Source organism: Planctopirus hydrillae (assembly GCF_001707835.1).
Taxonomy (GTDB): Bacteria; Planctomycetota; Planctomycetia; order Planctomycetales; family Planctomycetaceae; genus Planctopirus; species Planctopirus hydrillae.
In genome coordinates this window covers 22,652-44,561 of sequence record NZ_LYDR01000095.1, presented here as the reverse complement: position 1 = coordinate 44,561, position 21,910 = coordinate 22,652, and the positions used below count along the sequence as shown (strand labels likewise).

Below are 21,910 nucleotides of genomic sequence, written 5' to 3'. Positions count from 1 at the left end.
GAACATAAGACGATTGAAAAATCGGGCTAGCTGGCAGTCATGACGGGCGAAGGTGACTTCGTTGGTCGTGGCTATCCTGGATGGGCTGTGATTGAGGCTGGAATACGGATGACCCCTGACGACTTGTGAGAGTCGTTGGGGGTTGTTTTTTTGGGAGGGGGGGGAGTTGGGGGATGGGGGAGCATGCTTGCCCAGAGCTTCAAGCATGGCACGAAGCTCTGAGCCGCAATTATGGCACGCAACGCGAGGCAAGCTGCGGCGGAGGAGATGCGGGGGTACTACGAAGGGCACGAAGAGCACGAAGATGGGAGGAGCACTGCTGGCAAGCCAGCAGTGGCACACGGAGCAGTGGCAAACGGAGAAATGCACACAGTGGAGTGCGCACAGAGGAGTGGCAGATGGATGATGCTGGTCGTTGTGGTGGTGCCGACGGCATGTTCAGGAGGCTGATGGACGAAAAGTTACGGGAACGTGGATTCACCGCCTTTTCGTTCACTCGATCATTCACGAGGTGGTTCACCTCATTTTCTCGATCTGGAAGACAGATCGGAAACTCGCGCTGTGAGACGAGCTGTTTTTCGGCAGGAGTTGCCAGAACGCCCTCCGGAGAGTCTGTTTTTTCGGAAAAGTCACCCTCATCAGGAGAATTGGTAAGAACCCCCGTCATTCGCCAGCTTGGCACACGCCGATAAAGAGGATGGTCAATAGTCATCAAAAATCATTCCGCGCAGTCGCGTGGAGAGCGATCGGCCGCAAGGAATTGGCAATGAAGCGCATAGCACGAAAACTGGCGCTGGGAATCACCGGGCTGGCGCTCACCATCTCCGGGGTAGGTTGTGCTCATCAGGGAATACAATCTCCTCTGGCGCGATGGCGGGCGGAGTCGTCGCCAAAGACTCAGGCGGTTTCCACTGCGAAGGCTTCGCACGGCACAAGTGCTTCCCCATCGAAGGCAAATGCAGGCCTCCTGTCGCGATTGACGAAGCGTCACTCAACGAAGGCCACACCTACTGCCAAGCCCGTCAACGATTCGGCACTCTGGCTGGAGCAGGCGGCTCAGGCTGAAATTGGTGGCCGACTTAAAGAAGCACAAAACCTGTATGCCAAGGTTTGCCAGGCAGAACCCGGTCATGTCCTGGCCCGGCATCGTCTCGCAGTCGTCACCACTCAACTTGATGATTTTCCAACCGCCTGGAGTCACTATCAGGAAGCACTTAAGCTGGCTCCTGATCAAGCGGATATCTGGAGTGATGCCGGCTATTGTCTGTTCCGGCAGGGGAATTACGAGCAGGCCGAAAAGCACGTGCGCGAAGCGATGAAACAACATCCGGAAGAATCGCGCTATATCAATAACCTCGCTCTCATTCGCGGGGTCCAAGGCCATGCCGATGAAGCACTGGGTTTGTTCAAAAAGTGCCACGATGAAGCGACCTCTCTGGAGTTTTTGGCCCAGATTCATGAGTTAAGGAAAGATCCAGCGGCGGCGAAATCGGCTCGTGATCAGGCACAGGTGGCTCGTGCGAAAAAGACTTCTCAAACATTGGCTGGGACCACAGCCGGAATTCCAGAAGCCGTCTCCCCAGAGCCTGCTGTCAGCAAGAAACCCCTCGACTTCCCGACTGAACCCAGAGCGACAGCCGCTGTGGCAGCTCCTGCTCAAGTGGGCTCAATAGAATCCCCATTGGCTGATCCGGCAGTGAAAGCTGCGGCTTATCTTGTGGATGAACTGCCGCCTTCGCCTTCGATTGCCAAACCAGTTGCAGCCGCAGAGAGTGCTCCCTCCTCCAGCCCATCGTCGAGTTTACCTGTCGCAGTCATTCCAGCCGTAGCCCCACTGGGGCATCGAATGGCGATTGGTAACCTGCCGCGAGCAATGGAGGTTGTGCCCCCTGCTCAAGTGAGTCAGATCGCTACGAAACCTGCTGTTCCCGCAGTGGCTGAGGGCACGATTTCGATTGTGAAGTCACGCCCGCTGTCGACTCCCGTCGAGAGTCTGCTGCCGATTATTCAACCTGCGGTGATGCCCACATCAGGCGTCTTGCAGAGTTCAACGGCACCAGCAGCAAACCCGATGATGATTCAGCCACCGGCACACCAAACTCCAGCACCGCAGCTTCTGGCAGATCGTATGCCGGCCACAGATTCCAAGTCCGTTGTGACACCAGTGAGTGAGACTCCGGCACCATTGCCAGCGACAGTCATCACGAGAGCTGCCCACACCCAGACCGGAGATGATGAGCGTTTTACTGCCCGTACAGAACAGCGAATCGTCTCGGAATCCTCGCTGATGACGACGATCGTGTCGCGAGTCAGTCCACAGGATGTGACGATCAATCAGATTCATGCTCCGCGTACATTCCCCATGGATGCGGTCGAGGTTGAGACGGAAGATCCTGGAGATGCACCTATTTTTGTCATTCGCGGGCAGAGCCAGGATGCGGCAGTCCCTTCGAATCTTCCCGTGCCAGCGCCAGCAGAAGGATCGCCAACAGCGTTCGAGACATTGCCAGAATCAACTCAGACTCTACCTGTCAAGTTGCCCGAGAGCGTGGAAAAGAGTTCTACCGCTGTGAGTGATGTCCCCATGGATCTGGCTGCCGGGCCAGCCCCTTTCCCGGAGTCATCCGAGTCTCAGCCACAAGTCAAACAGCAGATTCGTGCTGCGGATGTCGAGTGGTTTGATTCACGTCGTCAGCAGATTTTGGGGCGTGAGCAACAGGATCTGTTCTGTGGCTACTGCCCCGTGGCCTTGCGGGAGGCACGCGAGCTGGTGAATGGCCGACCGGAGTTTGCCTGCGAAAGTGATGGGCAGCGAATTCTGTGCAGCAGTGCCGAGGCCTTAAAGCTCTTCCAGAGCGATCCTTCGAGATATCTGCCAGTCAAAGCGGGACAGGATCTGGTGCTCTCAAAGGAAAGTTCTTCCGCCAACAAAACCGATGAATTGCCAACTCCTATGGGCCTGCCTGCAAGTCGCGGGAATCTGGCTTATGCCAGTTGGTACGAGGGAAAGCTCTATTTCTTTCAGTCAGCCGCCGCACTGAAAGAGTTTCACGAGCATCCTGAAAGCTTTGTTCTCCCGTAAGCCAATCGATGGGAAGAATCTCATCTGGGGAGTGTGGATACCTTCTCGCACACGTCGCAGTTAAACTGTCAGGTCTGTAGACAGTGAATTCCTGCTCAATGTGTTGCGAAAGCCCCGGATGTCGAAAGTTCCTGATTCGCTGAAACCCTTTCTCAAAGAAGTTTCCGCCAGCCTGCGTGAAAAAACGTTTCAGAAGCTGATCCTGAGCAGACCGCTTTCGAACAATGAACAGGTTCCTACCAAGGTGACTGTTCGGCCCGTGCTGATTCAGGAGGAAACTCACTATCAATGGGTCGAACGTGTCGGCCCGCGCGAACTGCACCAGAATCTTTCGGCCGATCAACTGATTCAACGGGTCCCTTCGATTCTGGGAACGCTTCTGGGTGATGCCCGGCTGTTTACCAGCGAAGCGGAAATCTGTGCCCGCTACAAAGGTCGCGGCCATTTTCAAATGCATCGGGCCAAGAGCCAGTTGGCGAACAGTGAGCCTGAGGCTCATAACCGCGAAAAGAACTATATCATTCCGCCGAATGAGCCCTGCCCGTTTCTGGCTAAAGCGGGAATCATGTCGACAGATGGCCGCGTGAAGGCGCCGATGTATCATAAGTTCCGGCAGATCAACCGCTATCTGGAATTAATCCGTGATCTGAAAGGAACCTTGCAAAAACCTGGTTCATTGCGAGTGGTCGATTATGGCTGTGGCAAAAGCTATCTGACGTTTGCTCTGCACCATTACCTGACCGTTGTGGAACAGCGCACCGTCGAGATGACAGGGTTGGATCAGCGGCCTGATGTCATCGCCACCTGCACAGCCATTGCCGACGAATTGCAGTTGATCGGGCTTGATTTTCGTGTCGGTCAGATTGTCGATCTACCGATTGAAGGGAAGATTGATCTGGCGGTTTCACTCCATGCCTGCGATACGGCGACCGATGAAGCCCTGGCGGCCGCTGTGCTGCGCGAGGCTCAGGTGATTGTGGCAGTGCCGTGCTGTCAGCATGAGCTCAGACCACAAATCCGTGGGGAGTCACTTTCGGGTCTGTGGAAGCATGGCATTCTGGCCGAGCGGTTTGCGGCTGATGTGACGGATGCCCTGCGGGCGTTATGGCTTGAGCAGCAGGGCTATCAGGTGCAGGTAATCGAGTTTATCGAGCTGGAGCATACACCGAAGAATCTGGCAATTCGAGCGGTGCGAGTGGCAAAGCCGAGCCGGGAATCAATCCGACTGGCGAAGGAGAAATCTCAGGCACTTAAAGAGCTTTGCGGCATTACGACGACCTGGCTTGATCGCTGGGATGGGCAACGAGTCGAGGCCATGTAGGGTGCATGCCAATGCACCAATTGTGCGTCAATATCTATGTAAATAAATACTGGTGCATTTCGAGGACTCCATGCACCCTACGTAAGATTTATCGGCAGGCGGGAGCCTGCCCTACGAATGTGCCATGCAGCCTGCAAATGGATGAAAGAATCGCTAGAAGCCGGTGATCTGGCGGTCGTGGAGATGTTCCTTGAGGACGGCGGTCTGGGTGAAGATTTCTGCGTCGAGGCCGTATTCACGGCCTTTTTCAATATAGGCGGCAATATCATCCGTATAGAAGCATTCCCCGGGGTCGCAATGAATCGCCTCAAGGGCAGCTTCATAGATCCTGGCTTCGGGTTTGATGGCACCCACTTCGCAGGAAAGGATGCGATCGTCAAACTCATTGAGAACATCAAAGTGTTTCTCGACGTAACGGACGTGCGAGACACTGGTGTTGGAGAGGAGAACGAGCCGCTGACCATTCGCTTTGAGGCGTGCGAGGACCGGCAGCATGCTGGTGTTCTCGATAAAAATATCGGCTGTCGCGCGATCGAGTGCGGCGAGTGAAATGCTGCGGCCCGAAAGTTCACTCAATGCATCGCGCATCTGCGCGCAGGTGAGGAGGCCACGCTCGTAATTCCACTGCAATCCCGAATCCATGAGTTGTCGGCGGCATTCGTCCCGATTCCAGCCACAAAGAGCACCAATCTGGCGGCACATCCGTTCGTGGGAGAAAAAGACGAGGACGTTCCCCATGTCGAACAGGCAGGTTCTGATCAAAAGAGGCTCCTTCCTCTGAAGTGTGTCTGTCGAGATACTCAACATGTTTGTAGCAGTATCGAGAAAACGTCGAGTCATGAACAGGTCAGGACTGGCGATTGAGGGCGCAGTCAACATGCTGCGGAGAATCGCATACTAAACCAGGCCGTCGACCGGTGCGGTGGAGCCCCAGGGAAGTGTTTGTTCGGCGGTCGGTTGAGGCTTCCATGAATTTTTGAGCAGCAGGAATGGTCTCTCAATCAGCCAATGGCAGGTCACCGCTGCCAGCGCCAGACATGCCAGATTGACGGGGAAATGGAGCCAGTTCTCATTTGTCTCTGCGCGGAGAAACAGGCGATGCCACAAGTAGAGGCTGTAACTCAAAATGCCAATCGTCACAAGCAAACGGCTATGGAGCACACGAATCCACAGGCTGGGAATTTCCTTCGATTGATCCATCAAATGCCCACGGGACAGGGATGATGACCGCTGGAGTGCGAGGAGTATCAGGGCGGCCCAGGCCATGGCTGTTAAACTGTAACCAATGGTCAGCCCGAGTTTGTTGGATAGATTCAACCCGAGTGAGACGATCAGAATGGTGATCGTCGCAGGCAGGGCCCATGGGGCTTCGGCAAAGCTCACGAGCCGGGCGCGTGTGGCCTCATGCCGCAGGCCAAGTGCCAGCCAGCATCCGGCGGCAATCGTATCCCAGCGGAAAATCGTCCAGACTTCCAGAATAGATGCCTCTTGCGGTTGGGTGGCCAGAACGACTCCGCGTAGCAGAAGTGTTCCTGCGATCAACGCCACAAGAAGCTGACGAAGCTGGGCTTCGGAGAGGAGCACGACCATGAGTGGCCAGAGGAGATAAAAGTGTTCTTCTATCGAAAGCGACCACAAATGCCCGGCATCCCAACTGCTTTCGGGGATGAAATTGACTGTGTAGGTGGCCGCAGAAAGCCAGTCGATGTGTCGCATTTCCACATCGCTGTGACCATCGAGTAGCCAGAGAGCCGTTAACAGCGCGAGGAAAGCGGGAACAATGCGGAGTGCACGCCGCCAGTAGAATGCCCCCAGAGAAATCTGGCGGTTGCGATCTTTTTCCGCCAGCAGCAGCGTGGTAATGAGGTAACCACTGACGACAAAAAAGAGATCAACAGAGGCCGATCCCACGATATGTCCCCAGTGAAGGTGAAATTCACTGGGGAAGCCAGGTGTCAATTGGGCTTTGGAGAAGAGCACACCCAGTATCGCCACGCCGCGCAGTCCATCGAGTGCGGGAAGTCGTGCAGCGGATGTTTCTAATGGTGTGGGCATGCTCCTCGTGAATGCAATCTCCATACCAAAGTGCAATTTGACGATTTTCTGGCATGATGCTGAAGATCGGTCTCCAATGAGGATCGAAGGCGTGATGACAAAATTGCGAATCGACAGCACCAAGTTTTCTCAAAGCTCGATATGATCTCTGCGGCGGTGAAGTCTCCAGTCTTTACCCGGCATAACAGTCCAGTTGAAATCCGTTGAATTCGGGAGAGTGACTGGCGTGTTGTGTTTGGGCAACGTGGGGATTTCGAGATGTTGGGTCTGTTGCCAGAAGGCAACATCGAAGGCATGCGCTGATTGAGATTGCCTGGGAGGACAAAGGTCAATCCCGGGCGGACGTCAGTTACAGGAGTTGAACTTGCTCTCCCGATTTTTTATTGATCGTCCCATTTTTGCCAACGTCATTGCGATCGTCACAATGATTCTTGGCGGCGTGGCTTTGTTTCGACTTCCTGTTGAGCAGTATCCCTCCATCACACCCCCCACGGTTCAGGTGACGGCGACCTATCCTGGTGCCAATGCTCAGGTGCTGTCAGACACCGTTGCTGCGCCCATTGAACAGCAGGTGAATGGTGTCGAAGGCATGCTCTACATGTCTTCGACATGTGCCAGTGATGGCACCTACACTCTGACGGTCACGTTTGAAGTGGGTGCCAATCTCGATATGGCGCAAGTGCTGGTACAGAACCGCGTCTCTCAAGCGGAGCCGAGACTTCCTGAGGATGTCCGCCGCCAGGGGATCAACGTCAAGAAACAGTCCACGGCCATTATTCAGGTGGTGACGCTGACCAGCGATGAGGGGAAGTTTGACAGTCTTTATCTCTCGAACTATGCCACCTTATCGATTCGCGATGAGTTGGCCCGTATTTATGGTGTCGGCGAAATTCAGGTCTTCGGCTCCAGCGATTACGGGATGCGTGTCTGGCTCGACCCCAACAAATTAAAGGCACGCAATCTTTCGGCCTCTGATGTCGTCGCTGCCATTCAGGAACAGAACGTCCAGGTGGCCGCTGGTCAATTAGGAGCTGCTCCTGCGCCGGTGGGGCAAGATTTTGAATACACAATTACCACACTGGGGCGACTAAGCGATGTCGAGGCCTTTAACGACATCATCGTCAAGACGGCACCAGGGAATGGTGGCCGCCTGACGCGTGTGCGAGATGTGGCCCGCGTGGAACTGGGTGGGCAGCTCTATAACCTGTATTGCGAGAAGAGCGGGATTCCCGCTGCCGGCCTGGCGATCTTCCAGCTTCCCGGGGCAAACTCCCTCAATGTGGCCCATGACGTGAAGCAAGTCATGGCAAAACTGGCAAAGAACTTCCCTAAGGGGCTCAACTACGACATTCCGTTTGATACGACCAAGTTTGTCGAAGAGGCCATTGCCGAAGTCTACAAAACGCTGTTTGAAGCCGGCGTTCTGGTGCTGATTGTGATTCTGGTCTTCCTGCAGGATTGGCGGGCCGTGCTGGTCCCGGCGACCACTGTTCCCGTGACGATCATTGGTGCCTTTGCCCTGATGTGGGCGATGGGCTTCTCTGTCAATATGCTGACGCTGTTCGGACTGGTGCTGGCGATTGGCATTGTGGTCGATGACGCCATTGTGATCGTCGAAAATGCGGCCCATCACATCGAGCATGACCATCTGGCACCGCGTGAAGCAACGATTGTCGCGATGGGGGAAATTCTGGGGCCGATTATTGGTATTACGCTTGTGCTGATGGCGGTCTTCCTCCCCACAGCCGGTATGCAGGGGATTACCGGCCAGCTTTATCGTCAGTTTGCGTTAACAATCGCGGCGACTGCACTGATCAGTGCAGTCAACGCGCTGACGTTAAAGCCTGCTCAATGTGCCGTGTACCTCAGGCCTGTCGCTGCTAAAAAGAACATTTTTTATCGCGGGTTTAATGCGGTCTACGATTTCTTTGAAGGTATCTACGTCAGTATTGTCAAGCTGCTGGTACGAGCACCACTTTTTTCGATGATTGCTTACGTGGCGATTGTGACCAGCACGGTTTTGCTCTTCCGCAGTTTGCCAACAGGATTTCTGCCGACGGAAGACCAGGGCTATCTGGTTGTGGGCTGCCAATTGCCCGATGGGGCTTCTCAAGAGCGAACGAAAGCCGTTCTCCAGAAGATGAACAAGATTCTGGGGAGTACTCCTGGTATTGAAAACTGGGTGACGATTGGTGGTCAATCGCTGCTCGATCAGGCGGCTTCTTCCAATGCCGCCACAATCTATGTCACGTTGAAAGAATGGAGCCATCGTCAGTCACGAGAGGAGAGTTTGTTTGGCGTACTGGGTTCACTCTACGGCCAGTTTGCGACAATTGATGATGCGATCACCTTTGCCTTTCCACCACCGGCCATTCTGGGATTAGGTACGGCTGGCGGATTCGAAATGCAATTGCAGGATCGTGGTGGAGCCGGATTGGTTCAATTGCAGAATATGGCGCAGATCATCTCGGCCGATGCCAATCAGCAGACAGCACTCACGCAGGTGAACAGCACTTTCCGTGCACAGATCCCGCAGATCTATTTAGATATTGACCGCGTGAAGGCCAAATCGCTCGATGTTCCGCTGGCCGAAATTTTTGGAACATTGCAGGCAGAACTCGGTTCGGCTTATGTGAACGATTTCAACCTGTTTGGCCGAACCTATCAGGTACGTATCCAGGCCGATGCTCAATTCCGCGTGGAAAAAACAGACATTACTCGACTGCAGGTTCGCAATCGAGCCGGGCAGATGGTTCCTCTAGGCTCGCTGGTCGAAGTGCGTGATACGTTGGGGCCGCAGATCATCCGCCGATATAACCTCTATCCGGCAGCAGCGATTAACGGTCAGGCGGCTCCCGGTTTCAGCTCAGGTCAGGCACTCGACATCATGGAGCAGATGGCAGAGCGACTGCTCCCGAAAACGATGGGCTTTGAATGGACCGGGATTTCCTATCAGGAACGTAAAGTCGGTAATGAATCAGTTTACGTGCTGGGGCTTGCCGTGTTGCTGGTGTACCTGGTGCTGGCCGCTCAGTACGAAAGCTGGACGAGTCCAGCCGCTGTGATTCTCGTGGTCCCGTTGGGTCTGGTGGGTTCAGGATTGGCACTTCTGGCGCGCGGGATGGACAATAATGTCTATACTCAGATCGGACTGGTACTGATCATTGCTCTGGCGAGTAAAAACGCGATTCTGATTGTCGAGTTTGCCCGTGATTTGAGGCATAAAGGGGCCAGTATTCTCGATGCGGCTGTCAATGCTTCGCGACTGCGCTTCCGCCCGATTCTGATGACTTCGTTTGCGTTTATTCTCGGAGTCTACCCACTGGTGGTCGCTCAGGGTGCCGGTGCGGCCAGCCGTCAGGCTTTAGGGACAGCCGTCTTTGGTGGGATGATTACCTCAACCATACTCGCAGTCTTCTTTACGCCAGTCTTTTATGTTGTCATGCAGAGCCTGAGTGAAGGCTATGCCCACTTGCGAGGCAAGCCCGTTCGCACTGGCCCACCATCCGATGAAGCTGCACAGCCTGCCACGACTCAGCACCAGCAGCCGGCAAGCCACTGATGGAACGAATGATATTGTTCCGGGTGAACATTCTTCAGCACGACGTTTGTACGCGATTCTGTCGGCGTGTGTCTGGCATGGTCCAGAGTCTGACATGCTTCAAAGCCTGTCACGCTCGATCGTAGGACATGTTTAAAAGTCGTGGCACCCAGGGCCAAGACAAGTGTTGTGGCAGAGTACACGCATGGCGCGGCTTCTTGTTGTCGTGCGGCTGCACGACACCCGGCCACATGTTGGCCGGGCCACCCTTGGCGGGCTATAACACAAAGGTGTGTGGATATAGACAGAGAAATATTTCAGCGTGATCTCTGCGATTAACGACCTGCCGGGACACTCAGGACGGCTGCTTCTTCGAGTGAGGGGAGGCTTACAACCACAACATCGGCCGATTCCGAATCCATAAAGGCCAGGTGTTCGCCCGTCGGGCTGATGGCAAGACCACCAATGCCCCCCACAAGATCGTAAGCAGGAGAAGCTTTCACTTCATTCGTTGATACCTTCCAGGTGGTGAGTGAAGTGCCCGCCGAGAGCAGGACCAGATCATCGTTACCTCCCACAAAGCTGGCACCGGCAAAAATTGGTGCTGTTTTGCCTTCGAATGGCAAATCATTCAGTCGCTTGCGGGTCTTGATATCATAAATGCCGACTCCACCGCGGAGATTGGCGACCACAAGCTTGTCACCTGCGGAATTGAATCCGATGGCAGCCGGGACAATGGTGCCCAGCTTGAGTTCCGCGACGGGCTTACCCGATTGAGCTTCCCAGATTGTGACACTGCCGTCTTTACGTCCACCGACAATTTCACGACCACCATTCGAAAGGCCCATGCAGGTCACAGTTTTTGTATTGAGTTGAATGGCCTGCATTGGTTTGGCATTTGCCAGATCGAGAAACGTGATTGAACCATCTGAGCCAATGGCAGCCGCATGTTTTCCGTCGGGTGACTGAATTGTGTAGGCGGCAATCGAAGGCAGGCCGGCCATGGGAGTCACTTTGCCGCCGGTGAGCATTGAGATCTGTTTGTCCGCCACACTTAAAAATGTCCCTTCGACACCGGTGGCCAGCAGATTGGAGGCATAATTCCCGTAGACCGATTTCGATGAAGGTGATCCACCAGCCACCGGCCAGACTTCAACCACACCTTTATTGAATCCGACAACCACAGATTTCCCGTCCAGAGCGAAGTTCAATGAAGCCGGTCGGCCTCGCACCACCACGCTGGAACCTCCCCCGCTGAGCAGTCCCAGGCTCATGGCGGCAAAACCAATCAGCAGCAGTGCCGGAACCGCGATGGCACCAATGGCCACAGCAGGGGGTGCCGCCTTGATCGCTTCGATGAACGCCGTCGGCTCCAGTGATGAGAAATTGAATTTGAAACCGGGACGTTGTTTCTTGAAGCTGGCGAGCTTCTTTTCATCAAGTAGCGATTCTCCTCGAGGATCTCCCAGCTTGACCAAAGCTTTGGCAGCTCCCCGACGAACCATGGGGTGTTCATCGGAAAGGAGCTCTTCGAGCGGTTTGAGAGCATTCGCATTCCCAAGATCGGCCAAGGCCTGTGTCGTGTGATAGCGCACTTCCGGCACAGAGTCTTTGAGCATCGCCAGTAAGGCGGGCAACGAGGCCGATGCGCCAATCTGACCTAACGAGGTAATGGCCCGACAGCGAACCGGGAACTCATCTTCCAGGGCTTGTTCGAGAGGTTCAATTCCATCGGCAGAGCCAATCGCACCCAGCGCCTTGGCAGCCATCTGCCGGACTTCCATCGTGCCATCATTGTGCAGGGTATGGATCAGGTGATCGACGGCCGATTCGTCAGCAATTTCCCCTAACGTATCCACCGCGCGCAGGCGGATCTGAGCGTTCGGATCCATCAGTAGATTCAGCAGAGGATCCACTGCGATGCTTGCCTTAAACTTACGGAAAGCAGCAATCGCCTTAAGACGGACAGCTTCATCGGTATCGTGTAGCAGACGTGTCAAAGGCGAAGCGGATTCGGAAGCGCCAATCTTCCCCAGGGCCTCGGCGGCAGCTCCGCGAATTTCAGACTGGGGATGATCAATCAATGGCAAAAGATTCGGAGCCGCCTGGGCATCACCGATCTCTCCCAGGGCGGTAATCACCCTTTCCAGAACATCAGCATCATCCTGTGATAACCCCTTGAGCAGACTGGGGACAGAGCGTGGATCTGCCAGCCGCGCCAGGGCACCGGCTGCTGCAACTCGCACACCTTGTTCAGGATCTTCCAGAAGTTTGCAAAGTGGCCCGGTGGCTTTCTTATCGCCAATCTGACCAAGGCTTTCCGCAACCTGACCACGCACAATCGCAAAAGAGTTTCCAAGCAGTTTCAGTAAAGGTTCAATCAGCTTTGCATCGCGTGTGCGCCCAGCCACGACGGCCGCTTCGAGAGCATAACCTGGGTCTTTCTCCTGTAGAATCTGTTGCAGTGAGGCAGTGGCTGCATTCCCCATTTTGGTGATGGCGTCGAGTGAGGCAAAGCGGAAATGAGGCTCCTGCAAAGCCATGACAATCATGGCTCGACAGGCTCTGGCATCGCGCAGTTTTCCGATTGAGGCAATCGCGTTGCGCCTGACCTCGGGAACTTCATCGTCGAGCATTTCAATCAGAGCGGGTGTCGCTTCCGGTTGGCCCAGATCACCTAATGCCGTGGCGACCGCCTCACGCACGACAATCCAGCTATCGCTTTTCAGTTTCTCCAGTTCGGCCCACAGCCCTTCATTTTCGGCCATGCCCAATTCTAAAACGGCTTGTCGGCGCTTTTCGGCATCTTCCGAACTGGCACTCTCTTTGGGTTCAATGGCTTTTAGCAACTTCGTCAGGCGTGATTTTGATAACTTTTTCCTTTTGGTCGTACTCCCCGATGACGTTTGCCCGGGCTTGGAACCACTTTCAATCTTGGTTCCCGATTCGACAGCGGGCATTTCGGCTGAGTTTTTCACGCCTGCCGATGGATCATTTTCGGTCGCGACCAGAGGTGGCAAACTGGCAATTTCTTTCGCCAGATCGGCAAACTTTCGTTTTTCAACGAGTGCCGGCCCAGTCGTTTCCGACGAACCACCGGGTACGATGACTGCTGAACCACATTTGGGGCATTTGACCTTTCGGCCAGCCGTTTCACTCTTCGTACGGAACTTGGCTCCGCATTCGCAGGAGACTCGAATGGCATCATTGCCAAACGCTTCCATGCGGCCACTGGAGCCACTGGGCCGAGCCAATCGCATGCTGCCCGATTGCGAACTGGCACTGGTGGGAGGCAATGGAAGCTTGCTGGAGGCGGCCGAAGCGACCTTGGCAGTGTCTGTCGATCCTGGAGTCGAGGAAGTCGCAGCGGGGGGAGAAGTCGTGGCGACTGTTGCCTGCGACGTGACAGCCGCAGGTGACGTTTGAATTGGGGAATTACTAGCCGGTTTCTTCAGACGCAGGCTCGATCCTGAAGAATCAGGCGGACGTGTATTCGCGGTACGTCCCTGATCAAAGCCTCCCGTGGCCACAGGAGCTGCATTTGCTGCTGCTGTATTGGTTGAACCGGCAGGCCCGGTTGTTCCGGCAGGGACTGCTCCTGTCTTGAGCAAGTTGTTCAGGTTGAGAACGGTCCCTGTTTTCGGACCAGCAGCCGATGATGGTCGAGCTGTCGATGCAGAATTCAAAGGTTGTGTCGCTACGGGTGCGTTTGTCACACCAGTGACTGAACTCCCTATTCCCGCGGCAGCCGCGACGGGTTGCCGTGTCGCAGGGGTCAGCCTCTCGCCACAGGCACGGCAACGGAGCATCCCGGGCTGAAGAGGTTCGTTGCATTTCGGGCAGGCAGGTGCAGCTTCGGACATGGCTTAATTCTCTCCATCAGGAGTACGCACCGATTGAGGGGATCATCCAGATGACCGCGTATTTCCTGGGAAATCTCAAAAGATTCATCGATTCACAGGGAGATCCATCAAGCAAGGTAGCCTGCGGCAACCCATTGGATCGCCGCAGGCTCCTCGAGACTGTTTAAATCGTCAACTCCCGAGGAGTTGGCCAATCAAACATGATTTCCATTACTCTTCGAAGCGACCCTTGGTCACAGCGCGGATTGCGAGTGTTGGACCGCAGAAGATTTCGAAGCTGTTGACTTCAACAACGTTGCTGGTGAAACCCTGTGATTCAGCAGATGGTGGAGTGGCCATGTCGTAGTTGAAACCTGGGTTGAAGAACTTGTCTCCGTTGAGGTCAACAACTTCACGAACCGAACCATCGGCCATCAGAATGTTGGCAGATGACTGGTGAACAGCAAACCAGTCGCGAGTATCCTGCAGCATCCAGATTGCGCTGGGAGCGTAAGCAGAAATCACAGTGCTGGTAACAGCGGTACCGGCTGTTGGATAACCGGTGTAAGCCAGAGCGGCGGTGGCCACGTCGTTGGTGACGAGCAGGCGGAGGCGGTTGGCACTGGTGATCTGACCAGGACCGTCGTTGGCGGTTTCGCCGAGGCGAGCACCAGCAGTCAAAGCAGGATCAACGAGCTTACCTTCGCTGTCAACGATGTTGTCCGAGAGAACAGCTTCGTTGATGTCCCCAGGAGAAGCATCGCCCAGGAGTGGCACGTTGTTGGAAGGAACGTCAGCACCTTCGAGGAAACGACGTGTGAGGGGGCCCACTGTGTTCTGGAATTCTTTCAGACCATCGCGGTAAATCTGTGTGCCAGTCACTGCTGGGCAAGCTGTACCACCAACGGAAATGGTAGCGACCGTGGTGAAGTCGGCGAGAACGAATGGATCGTTACCGCTGTTGGTGGTCTTGAAGTTGGTGCGGCTCATGAACCAGCTCGAAGCGTAGTTGCTGTTGTGGCCGTCCTTGATCAACCGTGCCACGAAAGGAGCAGCAGTTGCACCGGAAACACCGGCAGCGTTCATCTGGTAGCAGACGCTGTCAATGTTACAGGCGTCGAGACGATCAGCCAGAGGAATCGAGCTGTTCGAAGTGACGTTACCACGGAGGAGGTCGTTCAGCTTTTCTGAACCGCGGATGGGGTTGGCTGGGCAACGGAGTTCGTTGGCCTTACCAGCGTTGACGCGAGCGAGGTCGGCTGTCCAGCCGTAGGTATCGACGCAACCATCGCGGAAGCGGTCGTACTGACCTGTGCAGAGACGATCGCCTGGATCGGTATCAGCAAAGGCGTTGAGACCAATGCCAACCTGACGCAGGTTGTTCTTGCACTGTGTCTTACGGGCAGCTTCGCGAGCTGACTGCAGAGCAGGCAACAGGAGAGCGATGAGGATCGCGATGATCGAGATCACCACGAGGAGCTCGATCAGGGTGAAACCCTTGCGAGCGTTCAGCGAGAACTTCTTCATTCGAGTCTTTCTTCAGTGAAAAGGGACGTGAAACCAACGGGAAAAGACACAAAGCACTACTAACAAACGGATACTTCTCGACTCAGCACCTGACAGGTTCTCAAGATCGTTCGATGCCGCGCGACTCATCGAAAATCAGACCCATCATCTCTCAACTACTGGAGCCCTCTTCCCTGCTGAACAAAGGCAGAGAGTTGGCCCGGCAGCGATTGACTGTCCAAGTCAATCCATCCGGTCAGCACCTTCGCCACGCAAAGGCAAGGTCAGCATCCATGCGTCTGACCTTTGCGACTGTTGTAAAGTAGTGGCGAAACAACAGGACTTGATGAACAAGACTGGAAATCTTTTTCATATTTGAAGTTTGTTGTTTCGCTGGAAATCCGAAGTGTGCTTAACAAGCACGCCTCGGTGTTTCCCCTATCACGACGGCAAGACTGTAGAAGCCAATTGTGACGATCTTGTGAACGTTCTTTGAAAAAACGTTAGGAACTTCGCTTCGTACTTGACGTGCAAGGAGCTTGCGCGTAGCCAAAGTCAACGAATGCGACATAGAGTCAAACACCCGGCCTGGCTTATTAAAAAGCCGTGAAGTTCTTCACAATGATCAGCCGTTGCCTGTGAGGAATCAGTCAGTGATGCGGAGGCGGTGGCCATCAGAAGAGTCAAAGCGGGCATCAGCTTCGTGGAAATCCCGCTGCTCCAGATTTTCTGATTCAGTCACCTGAATTGGGGAAATCATGCGGATAAACATCAAACTCATTGCCCCCACGCAGATAAGTATCGAGATCCAGGCAACGAGATGAATCGAACTGACCCAAATTCCATATCCGGAAGGCAGCGGGTTGTTCGATCGATCATTGGGAGGATTTATCCATTGCTCGAATAAGCAAGCTATGGCGATTATCACCAGAAAAAAGCGAAAGGCATTAACCATCACTTGATATGGCGTCAAGCGTGGGAACAGGTTCAGTAAGTAGGGTGGTTTGATTCTCATCGCCAAGAGAAACACGCCCAAGGTATATATAGAAATAAATATGGGTTCATTATGGACTACTTACGATTCTTATCCTTGCGATCCTGGGCCACCTTCTGAGCGAGCTGCTTCTCCGCACGGTCGACACCGGCTTGAGCCTGGGCAACATCCCGCGATGCTTTACTCACCCCCTGTTCCGCAGCATCTTCAGCTTTGCGGCTCGCCTCAAACTTCTGCTCGGCTGCTTTGAGCTGATTGTCCCGCTCGATGATTCGATCCAGCTTCTGATTGGCCGTTTGCACCTGCTGCTCCTGCAGAGTGACTTTCCGAGACAACTCTTTCGCTCGAGGATCAGCTTCAATCGCCGCCGCTTCGAGCTGTCGAAACTGTGCCTGATACTCAGCGATCTGCTTCGCCGCTCCCTTTCGCTCATCCAACGTCGTCGCTCGGGAGAGTTTTTCCTCAGCCTGCTTCAGACCGGCACTCAAACCCGTTTCCCGCTGACGAATCGCCTGCGTAATCGGCCCTACAACACGATCTCTCTCCGTTGTCAGTTGCTTCAGGTTTTGGCGGGCAGCCTGTAGACCGATTTCCTGTTCATACTTTTCCTCCATCTGTTCGCGGAGTTTTTGGAGCGCGCTCGCCGCCTGCTTCCGTTCCTGCTCGGCCTTTTGAAGATCTGCCCGGGCCGCCCGCAACTGCTTCTCTTCATCTTTCAGGCGGTCTTTGGCTTTGTCGAGATCCTGCCGGGCTTCTTTCACCGCCTCGTTTTCGCGTTTCTCATCGCGAGCGTTAGCGCGACTTTTCTGATCGGCACAGGAGATTTCCGGCCGCACGCCCTCACACAGAACCCAAACGATCCCCATCCATACGACAAATGAAAGCTTCCCGTTCGACATTTTGATCTGCCATCTGAAGGTAAACATCATGCATGCGGATTGCCCGATATCCTCTAGCCTAAAACTCCAGCCTGTCGAACGCGAGAGCGCAATTGATCCTCTGGAAGCAGGCTACTTTTTTCCGAGATCCGCTTCTCAGGGAGACTTGCCGGAATCCCGTGCCATGCGGATTCGCGGAAAGGGCCAGAAAACTGAGCTAGGCCCGTTCAGCAGTTTTCGCTAGTTTTTGCAGCGCGTGTGCTGGAACAGTGGCGTTTTCTGCCGCCTGTGGGCGGAAATCATCGCTGAAACTCCCACAAAATAGGCTGATAGAAGGCTTGCTGCACAGGTTCAGGCATCGGATTGATGGCCCGATCCAGCAGAGAGCCGGCAGATTTTCTAGCGATTGCTTCCTGAAAGGATTCCGAAGCATGGGTAACTTCAACCGGAATGACTCTGATTCAGACGTACCTGCAGTACGAACTTCTTACTTTGGAAAGACAGTGACTGCCGGACAGAAATGGCTCTTCGCGGCAGCCGTCATGAGCACAGGTCTCGTGGCCGAAATGGGCGAAGCACTGGCCCAGGCCCGCACGATCCCCGCTTCGATCAGCCGTGAGGAGCGCGATCGCCTGCTCAACGATCTCAGTGCTCCCATGATGGAGTTCGATCAGTACAACAACTCCCGTTTGCGACCACCTGCCAATAGCGATCTCTCGAATCCCACCACTGAACTCGAAAGGTTGCGGCCGCTCGTTCGCGACGCTCAGGATGAACTTTCGGATCTGATTCTCGATCTCGGTGATGAATCCGCCCGCCGACCGGCTTTGCGATCTTTGCTCGTCGATGCCATGAATCTGCAGGCCCGGCTGACATCCATCGTGCAGCAGGCCCAGCGAACGAACGATCATCGCTATCTCACCGAAGATTTTCGTGAACTTGATGCGCAGTGGCGAGAACTCTCCTATCGCATGAGCCTCGCGACCGATCTCAGCAAACGCACTCAACAGCGTGCTGCCAATCTCGACGGCATTGCCCAGTCGATTGGGAAAGTGCTGTTGATTCAGCCACAAGTCAACTCCCGGGCTCTCATGGAGAAATTCATCCAGATGAGCACCGACATGCGTAACCTCACCGACGATGTGGCTTATGAAGTCAACGACCGCCGCATTCGTGATGAACTGACACTCGCCCTGAACCGCGTTAATCAGCAGATCCGCACGATGTCGCTGGCCGTGCAGGATCGGGCCGATCGCAATGTGGTGGTCGATCAGTACAAACGCTTCCAGGAACTCTGGTACCCCGAAGCCGCCAAGCTGCAGGCCTATACCGGTTCGGCCATGGATCGTGATCTGCGTCGCATCGCCCAGACCGACAGCGAAATCCGTCAGCTACTCATGATGCCACAGCAGCTCGATAAGCAGCAGTTGGTTTATCTCACCAACTCGCTCAAAAAAGATATCGATGAGTTCTTCCAGCGCACCCCACTGCTGCTGCTGGTGCATTTGCCCAAGTCGAACACTGTGCTCGCCACGGCTGATGAGTTCTACGGCGTCTGCGAATACTTTGTCGATATCGTGAACCGCTCGAACACCGCCAGCATGACCGATGTCGTCGAAGCCTTCCGCTACATCGAAGCGGCTGAGCGAAATTTTGCTGCCACTTTCCGCCCCATCCAGAGCGAATCGGCTCAATCGATTCTCCGCAAGATCGAGCAGACCATTGGCACGCTTCGATCAACACTCATGGTTCAGCGGGATGACCTGAGCCGGCAGGCCGCCATTGATTTGGCCGCTGAGATTGATGGTCTCACTTACAACCTGCAACTGGTCAGCCAGCGCTGGCTCCAGACGGAACGCCCTGTTTACGCCGCCGAAGCTCAGCGGGAAATTGCCGCGTTTTCTGAACGGGCCATGCGTCTGCACGATAGCCTGGTCAGGGGCTCAACGGCTGCACAGGCTCGCCAGCAGACCGAACAACTCTATGAGAGCTGGAGAAGAGTTTACAGCTATCTGGTGCAGTGCCGCACAGAAGACCGCACACAACTCGGTCGCCTGGCTTCCCGCACCACACCAGCTCTGGTCGAACTGCGAACCATGCTTTCCCAGTAAATCAGCCGCCGCTTCTGCCCTGCCCCGATCAAGTCATCAACTCAGTAAGTGGTGAACTTTCAGAGCGGCTCAGATTCAGCGATATGACGACTCCATGAACCCCCGGTCTGATTTCAGGCCGGGGGTTTGTTATTTGCCGGATCATGCCACTCAGGTCACGATGGACGACCAAGAAGTGTTCTTATGAACACATTCGCGAATGTGTGTTCGCAGCTTTTGCCGATAGAACATGCAAACTTCGCCAGACCAAAAAAGTCGTCGCATTCCCGAAACTCGATCCCGCCGATAGAATCTTATGCAGCGGTATTTTCCGTTCCGGGGTAGGAAGGCGCGATTCCAGAGAACCTCGCTGCTGATCTCCGTGTCAGCCGCATACCCCGAGCTTTTCATAACTGTATCATCAGGCCCAGTTTGCCATGCGTAACGAATCCGAAGTTCCACTGTCCGACTCTGCTTTCTCGATCCCCGTGGCCGATCGTTTGAAGCGTCTGCCACCCTACCTCTTCGGGAAGATCAACAAGCTCAAGTATCAGAAGCGGCAGGCAGGGATTGATGTCATCGACCTCGGTATGGGGAACCCCACCGATCCGCCCGACCCGCTCATTACTGACAAGATGAAGGAATCGCTCGCCGATCCCCGCAATCACCGGTACTCGGTCGCCAACGGCATCGGTAACCTCCGCAAGGAAGTCGCTGCCCGCTACCATCGCATCTACGGGGCCAGGCTCAACCCGGACGACGAAGTCATCGCCTGCCTGGGTTCGAAGGAAGGCTTCAGCCACATGTGCCTGGCACTCATGGGCCCCGGCGATACCGCGATCGTCCCTGCACCCACTTTTCCCATCCACGCCTATTCGGTGATGCTCGCTGGTGGCAACGTGATCCAGCTTGATGTGCGTGAGCCGCATAAGTTCCTCGAAAACGTTGCCTACACTTGCGAACACCTCTTCCCGAAGCCAAAGCTGGTGATCGTCAACTTCCCGCATAATCCCTCGGGAACCTGCATCGAGCAGAGCTTCTTTGATGAACTGGTGGCGCTCGCCAAGAAGTACAAGTTCCTCGTCATCAGCGATTTCGCCTACGCCGATATCTGCTATGACGGCTACAAGGCTCCCAGCTTCCTCTCGACGCCTGGCGCGATCGATGTGGGTGTCGAACTGACGACCATGTCCAAAGGCTTCAGCATGGCGGGCTGGCGTATCGGCTTCTGCTGCGGCAACCGCGAGATGGTCCGTGCTCTCGCCACCATCAAGGGCTATTACGACTACGGCATCTTCCAGTCGATTCAGATCGCGGCCATCGTCGCCATGCGTCACTGTGAATCGGCCGTGGAAAGCATCGCCAAGGAATACGAGCACCGCCGCGATGCTCTTGTCGACGGCCTGACTCGCCTCGGCTGGGAAATCGAACGACCCAAGGCCGGCATGTTCGTCTGGGCCAAGATCCCCGAGCCATGGGCCCAGATGGGTTCGATCGACTTCTCGATGAAGCTCCTGGATGAAGCCGGCGTGGCTGTCTCACCGGGCCGTGGCTTCGGCGAAGAAGGCGAAGGCTATCTGCGTCTGGCCCTTGTCGAGAACTCCCAGCGCTTAAGGCAAGCCGTCCGCGCCATCGGCAAATGCCTCAAGCCCGAAACCGCCGCAACGGTGTAACACGCTTTCGATGATAAGTTGCACCCTGTGTGCCATGCTTGCAGCTCCGGGCAAGCATGTTTACGCAAGCTCTCAATACGCTGTTATCAGTTGGAAAGCGTATGAGGTTTGATTTGGCAAAGTCGATCAATAAAAGCCCGGTTTCCAGTTAGGAAACCGGGCTTTTTCGTAGTGATTTGGCTTACGGTATCGGCGGGGTTCCCCTCGTTAGAATGCGCAAGGAGCTATTGTAAGATGGAATGTCTTGGCACGTCTTTGTGTCGCGCTAGTTGCCGCTCTTAAAAGGGGAAACCTTCTCATGAAAGCACCCTATCTGGTTGTCATTGGCCTGTTGGTTTTGAGTGGCTCGCTGTTGGCTCAAAACAAGTCCGTTGAAACGCCCATCACCTTGGAAGAACTTCATCGACGCCAGTTGCTGGGCCAGTTGGGATTGCCCTTGGGAACTGTGGCCACCATTGATGCCGTGGTGACTTCGGGGGATGAGACGCGGGTGAAGGCTTATCAAGGCCTCTACCTTCTTACTGTCACGCATGTGAATGGCCAGCCTTTGGAAAAGCCGCCGCTCATGCGGTTTGTGGTCGACAGTTTGTCTTCCACCGTGAACCTCCCCCACGACAAGCCGCCGTTACTTTTTGGGGCCAAACAGGAGGGAGGGAATCCAACCGCCAGCCAAAAAGAGATCGAGAAGGAATATGTGGGGAAGACCCACCGCTTGGTGGTTTACGAATCGGGTGGCTACGCAGGAATCCCGGACAATCTTCCCAAGGGTGTCCCCCTCGCGGGGGCTGCCGGTTTCAAATTTGGCTTCTCGACATCCCTGACGGTTCTTGCTGAGGCAGATAACGTCATTCAAGATCACATCAAACAATAATAATTTGGCTAAGACTCGCATGTCTCAAAGAATCGCCATAGGCAAATGCCTCAAGCC

At 54.9% G+C, this 21,910-nt stretch carries 13 protein-coding genes; 6 read left to right on the top strand and 7 right to left on the bottom strand.

The window, feature by feature from the left end; all coding sequences use genetic code 11:
* Positions 1–229: 229 nt before the first annotated feature.
* Complete coding sequence (locus tag A6X21_RS24360) at positions 230–712, bottom strand: hypothetical protein (protein WP_068848152.1); 483 nt, start codon at positions 710–712, stop codon at positions 230–232.
* A gap of 54 nt (positions 713–766) precedes the next feature.
* Between A6X21_RS24360 and A6X21_RS11915 the strand changes: the two genes are divergently transcribed.
* Together A6X21_RS11915 and A6X21_RS11910 are read left to right on the top strand one after the other, a co-directional pair.
* On the top strand, positions 767–3,082 hold the full coding sequence (locus tag A6X21_RS11915) for a tetratricopeptide repeat protein (protein ID WP_068848150.1): 2,316 nt from the start codon (positions 767–769) through the stop codon (positions 3,080–3,082).
* 118 nt (positions 3,083–3,200) lie between these two features.
* Entirely contained in the window at positions 3,201–4,403 is a 1,203-nt protein-coding gene (locus A6X21_RS11910; RefSeq protein WP_068848148.1) for a class I SAM-dependent methyltransferase, read from the top strand.
* A gap of 153 nt (positions 4,404–4,556) precedes the next feature.
* On the opposite strand, the gene A6X21_RS11905 is transcribed toward A6X21_RS11910, so the two are convergent.
* Together A6X21_RS11905 and A6X21_RS11900 are read right to left on the bottom strand one after the other, a co-directional pair.
* A complete protein-coding gene (locus A6X21_RS11905) occupies positions 4,557–5,165 on the bottom strand; it encodes an HAD family hydrolase (protein WP_240490246.1) in 609 nt (202 codons plus the stop codon).
* Positions 5,166–5,300: 135 nt separating this feature from the next.
* Positions 5,301–6,458 (bottom strand): acyltransferase family protein, encoded by a 1,158-nt coding sequence (locus A6X21_RS11900; RefSeq protein ID WP_165603779.1) that lies wholly within the window; start codon positions 6,456–6,458, stop codon positions 5,301–5,303.
* 364 nt (positions 6,459–6,822) lie between these two features.
* On the opposite strand from A6X21_RS11900, the gene A6X21_RS11895 reads away from it, so the two are divergent.
* Positions 6,823–10,020: an efflux RND transporter permease subunit gene (locus A6X21_RS11895; RefSeq protein WP_068848142.1), complete on the top strand. Its 3,198-nt coding sequence runs from the start codon at positions 6,823–6,825 to the stop codon at positions 10,018–10,020.
* A 314-nt stretch (positions 10,021–10,334) separates the two neighbouring features.
* On the opposite strand, the gene A6X21_RS11890 is transcribed toward A6X21_RS11895, so the two are convergent.
* The 4 genes from A6X21_RS11890 to A6X21_RS11860 form a co-directional block, all read right to left on the bottom strand.
* The gene (locus A6X21_RS11890; RefSeq protein WP_083233566.1) at positions 10,335–13,862 is read right to left on the bottom strand and encodes a HEAT repeat domain-containing protein; all 3,528 of its coding nucleotides are present in this window, start codon (positions 13,860–13,862) and stop codon (positions 10,335–10,337) included.
* 210 nt (positions 13,863–14,072) lie between these two features.
* Positions 14,073–15,368 (bottom strand): DUF1559 family PulG-like putative transporter, encoded by a 1,296-nt coding sequence (locus tag A6X21_RS25210; protein ID WP_068848133.1) that lies wholly within the window; start codon positions 15,366–15,368, stop codon positions 14,073–14,075.
* A 625-nt stretch (positions 15,369–15,993) separates the two neighbouring features.
* Positions 15,994–16,362: a hypothetical protein gene (locus A6X21_RS11865; protein WP_131818307.1), complete on the bottom strand. Its 369-nt coding sequence runs from the start codon at positions 16,360–16,362 to the stop codon at positions 15,994–15,996.
* A 56-nt stretch (positions 16,363–16,418) separates the two neighbouring features.
* Positions 16,419–17,240, bottom strand: a complete 822-nt coding sequence (locus tag A6X21_RS11860) for a coiled-coil domain-containing protein (protein WP_131818306.1) — start codon at positions 17,238–17,240, stop codon at positions 16,419–16,421.
* A 410-nt stretch (positions 17,241–17,650) separates the two neighbouring features.
* On the opposite strand from A6X21_RS11860, the gene A6X21_RS11850 reads away from it, so the two are divergent.
* The 3 genes from A6X21_RS11850 (at position 17,651) to A6X21_RS11840 (ending at position 21,853) form a co-directional block, all read left to right on the top strand.
* Positions 17,651–19,330 carry a hypothetical protein gene (locus A6X21_RS11850; protein WP_068848125.1) on the top strand — a complete coding sequence of 560 codons (1,680 nt, stop codon included), beginning with the start codon at positions 17,651–17,653 and terminating at the stop codon, positions 19,328–19,330.
* A 416-nt stretch (positions 19,331–19,746) separates the two neighbouring features.
* On the top strand, positions 19,747–20,982 hold the full coding sequence (locus A6X21_RS11845) for an aminotransferase class I/II-fold pyridoxal phosphate-dependent enzyme (RefSeq protein ID WP_013111145.1): 1,236 nt from the start codon (positions 19,747–19,749) through the stop codon (positions 20,980–20,982).
* A gap of 298 nt (positions 20,983–21,280) precedes the next feature.
* Entirely contained in the window at positions 21,281–21,853 is a 573-nt protein-coding gene (locus tag A6X21_RS11840) for a hypothetical protein (protein ID WP_068848123.1), read from the top strand.
* The last annotated feature ends 57 nt before the right edge of the window (positions 21,854–21,910 follow it).

Coding starts and splice junctions, on each gene's coding strand:
- A6X21_RS24360 (WP_068848152.1), bottom strand. CDS start 712: ATGACTATTGACCATCCTCTTTATCGGCGTGTGCCAAGCTGGCGAATG.
- A6X21_RS11915 (WP_068848150.1), top strand. CDS start 767: ATGAAGCGCATAGCACGAAAACTGGCGCTGGGAATCACCGGGCTGGCG.
- A6X21_RS11910 (WP_068848148.1), top strand. CDS start 3,201: ATGTCGAAAGTTCCTGATTCGCTGAAACCCTTTCTCAAAGAAGTTTCC.
- A6X21_RS11900 (WP_165603779.1), bottom strand. CDS start 6,458: ATGCCCACACCATTAGAAACATCCGCTGCACGACTTCCCGCACTCGAT.
- A6X21_RS11890 (WP_083233566.1), bottom strand. CDS start 13,862: ATGTCCGAAGCTGCACCTGCCTGCCCGAAATGCAACGAACCTCTTCAG.
- A6X21_RS25210 (WP_068848133.1), bottom strand. CDS start 15,368: ATGAAGAAGTTCTCGCTGAACGCTCGCAAGGGTTTCACCCTGATCGAG.
- A6X21_RS11865 (WP_131818307.1), bottom strand. CDS start 16,362: ATGAGAATCAAACCACCCTACTTACTGAACCTGTTCCCACGCTTGACG.
- A6X21_RS11860 (WP_131818306.1), bottom strand. CDS start 17,240: ATGTCGAACGGGAAGCTTTCATTTGTCGTATGGATGGGGATCGTTTGG.
- A6X21_RS11850 (WP_068848125.1), top strand. CDS start 17,651: ATGGGTAACTTCAACCGGAATGACTCTGATTCAGACGTACCTGCAGTA.
- A6X21_RS11845 (WP_013111145.1), top strand. CDS start 19,747: ATGCGTAACGAATCCGAAGTTCCACTGTCCGACTCTGCTTTCTCGATC.
- A6X21_RS11840 (WP_068848123.1), top strand. CDS start 21,281: ATGAAAGCACCCTATCTGGTTGTCATTGGCCTGTTGGTTTTGAGTGGC.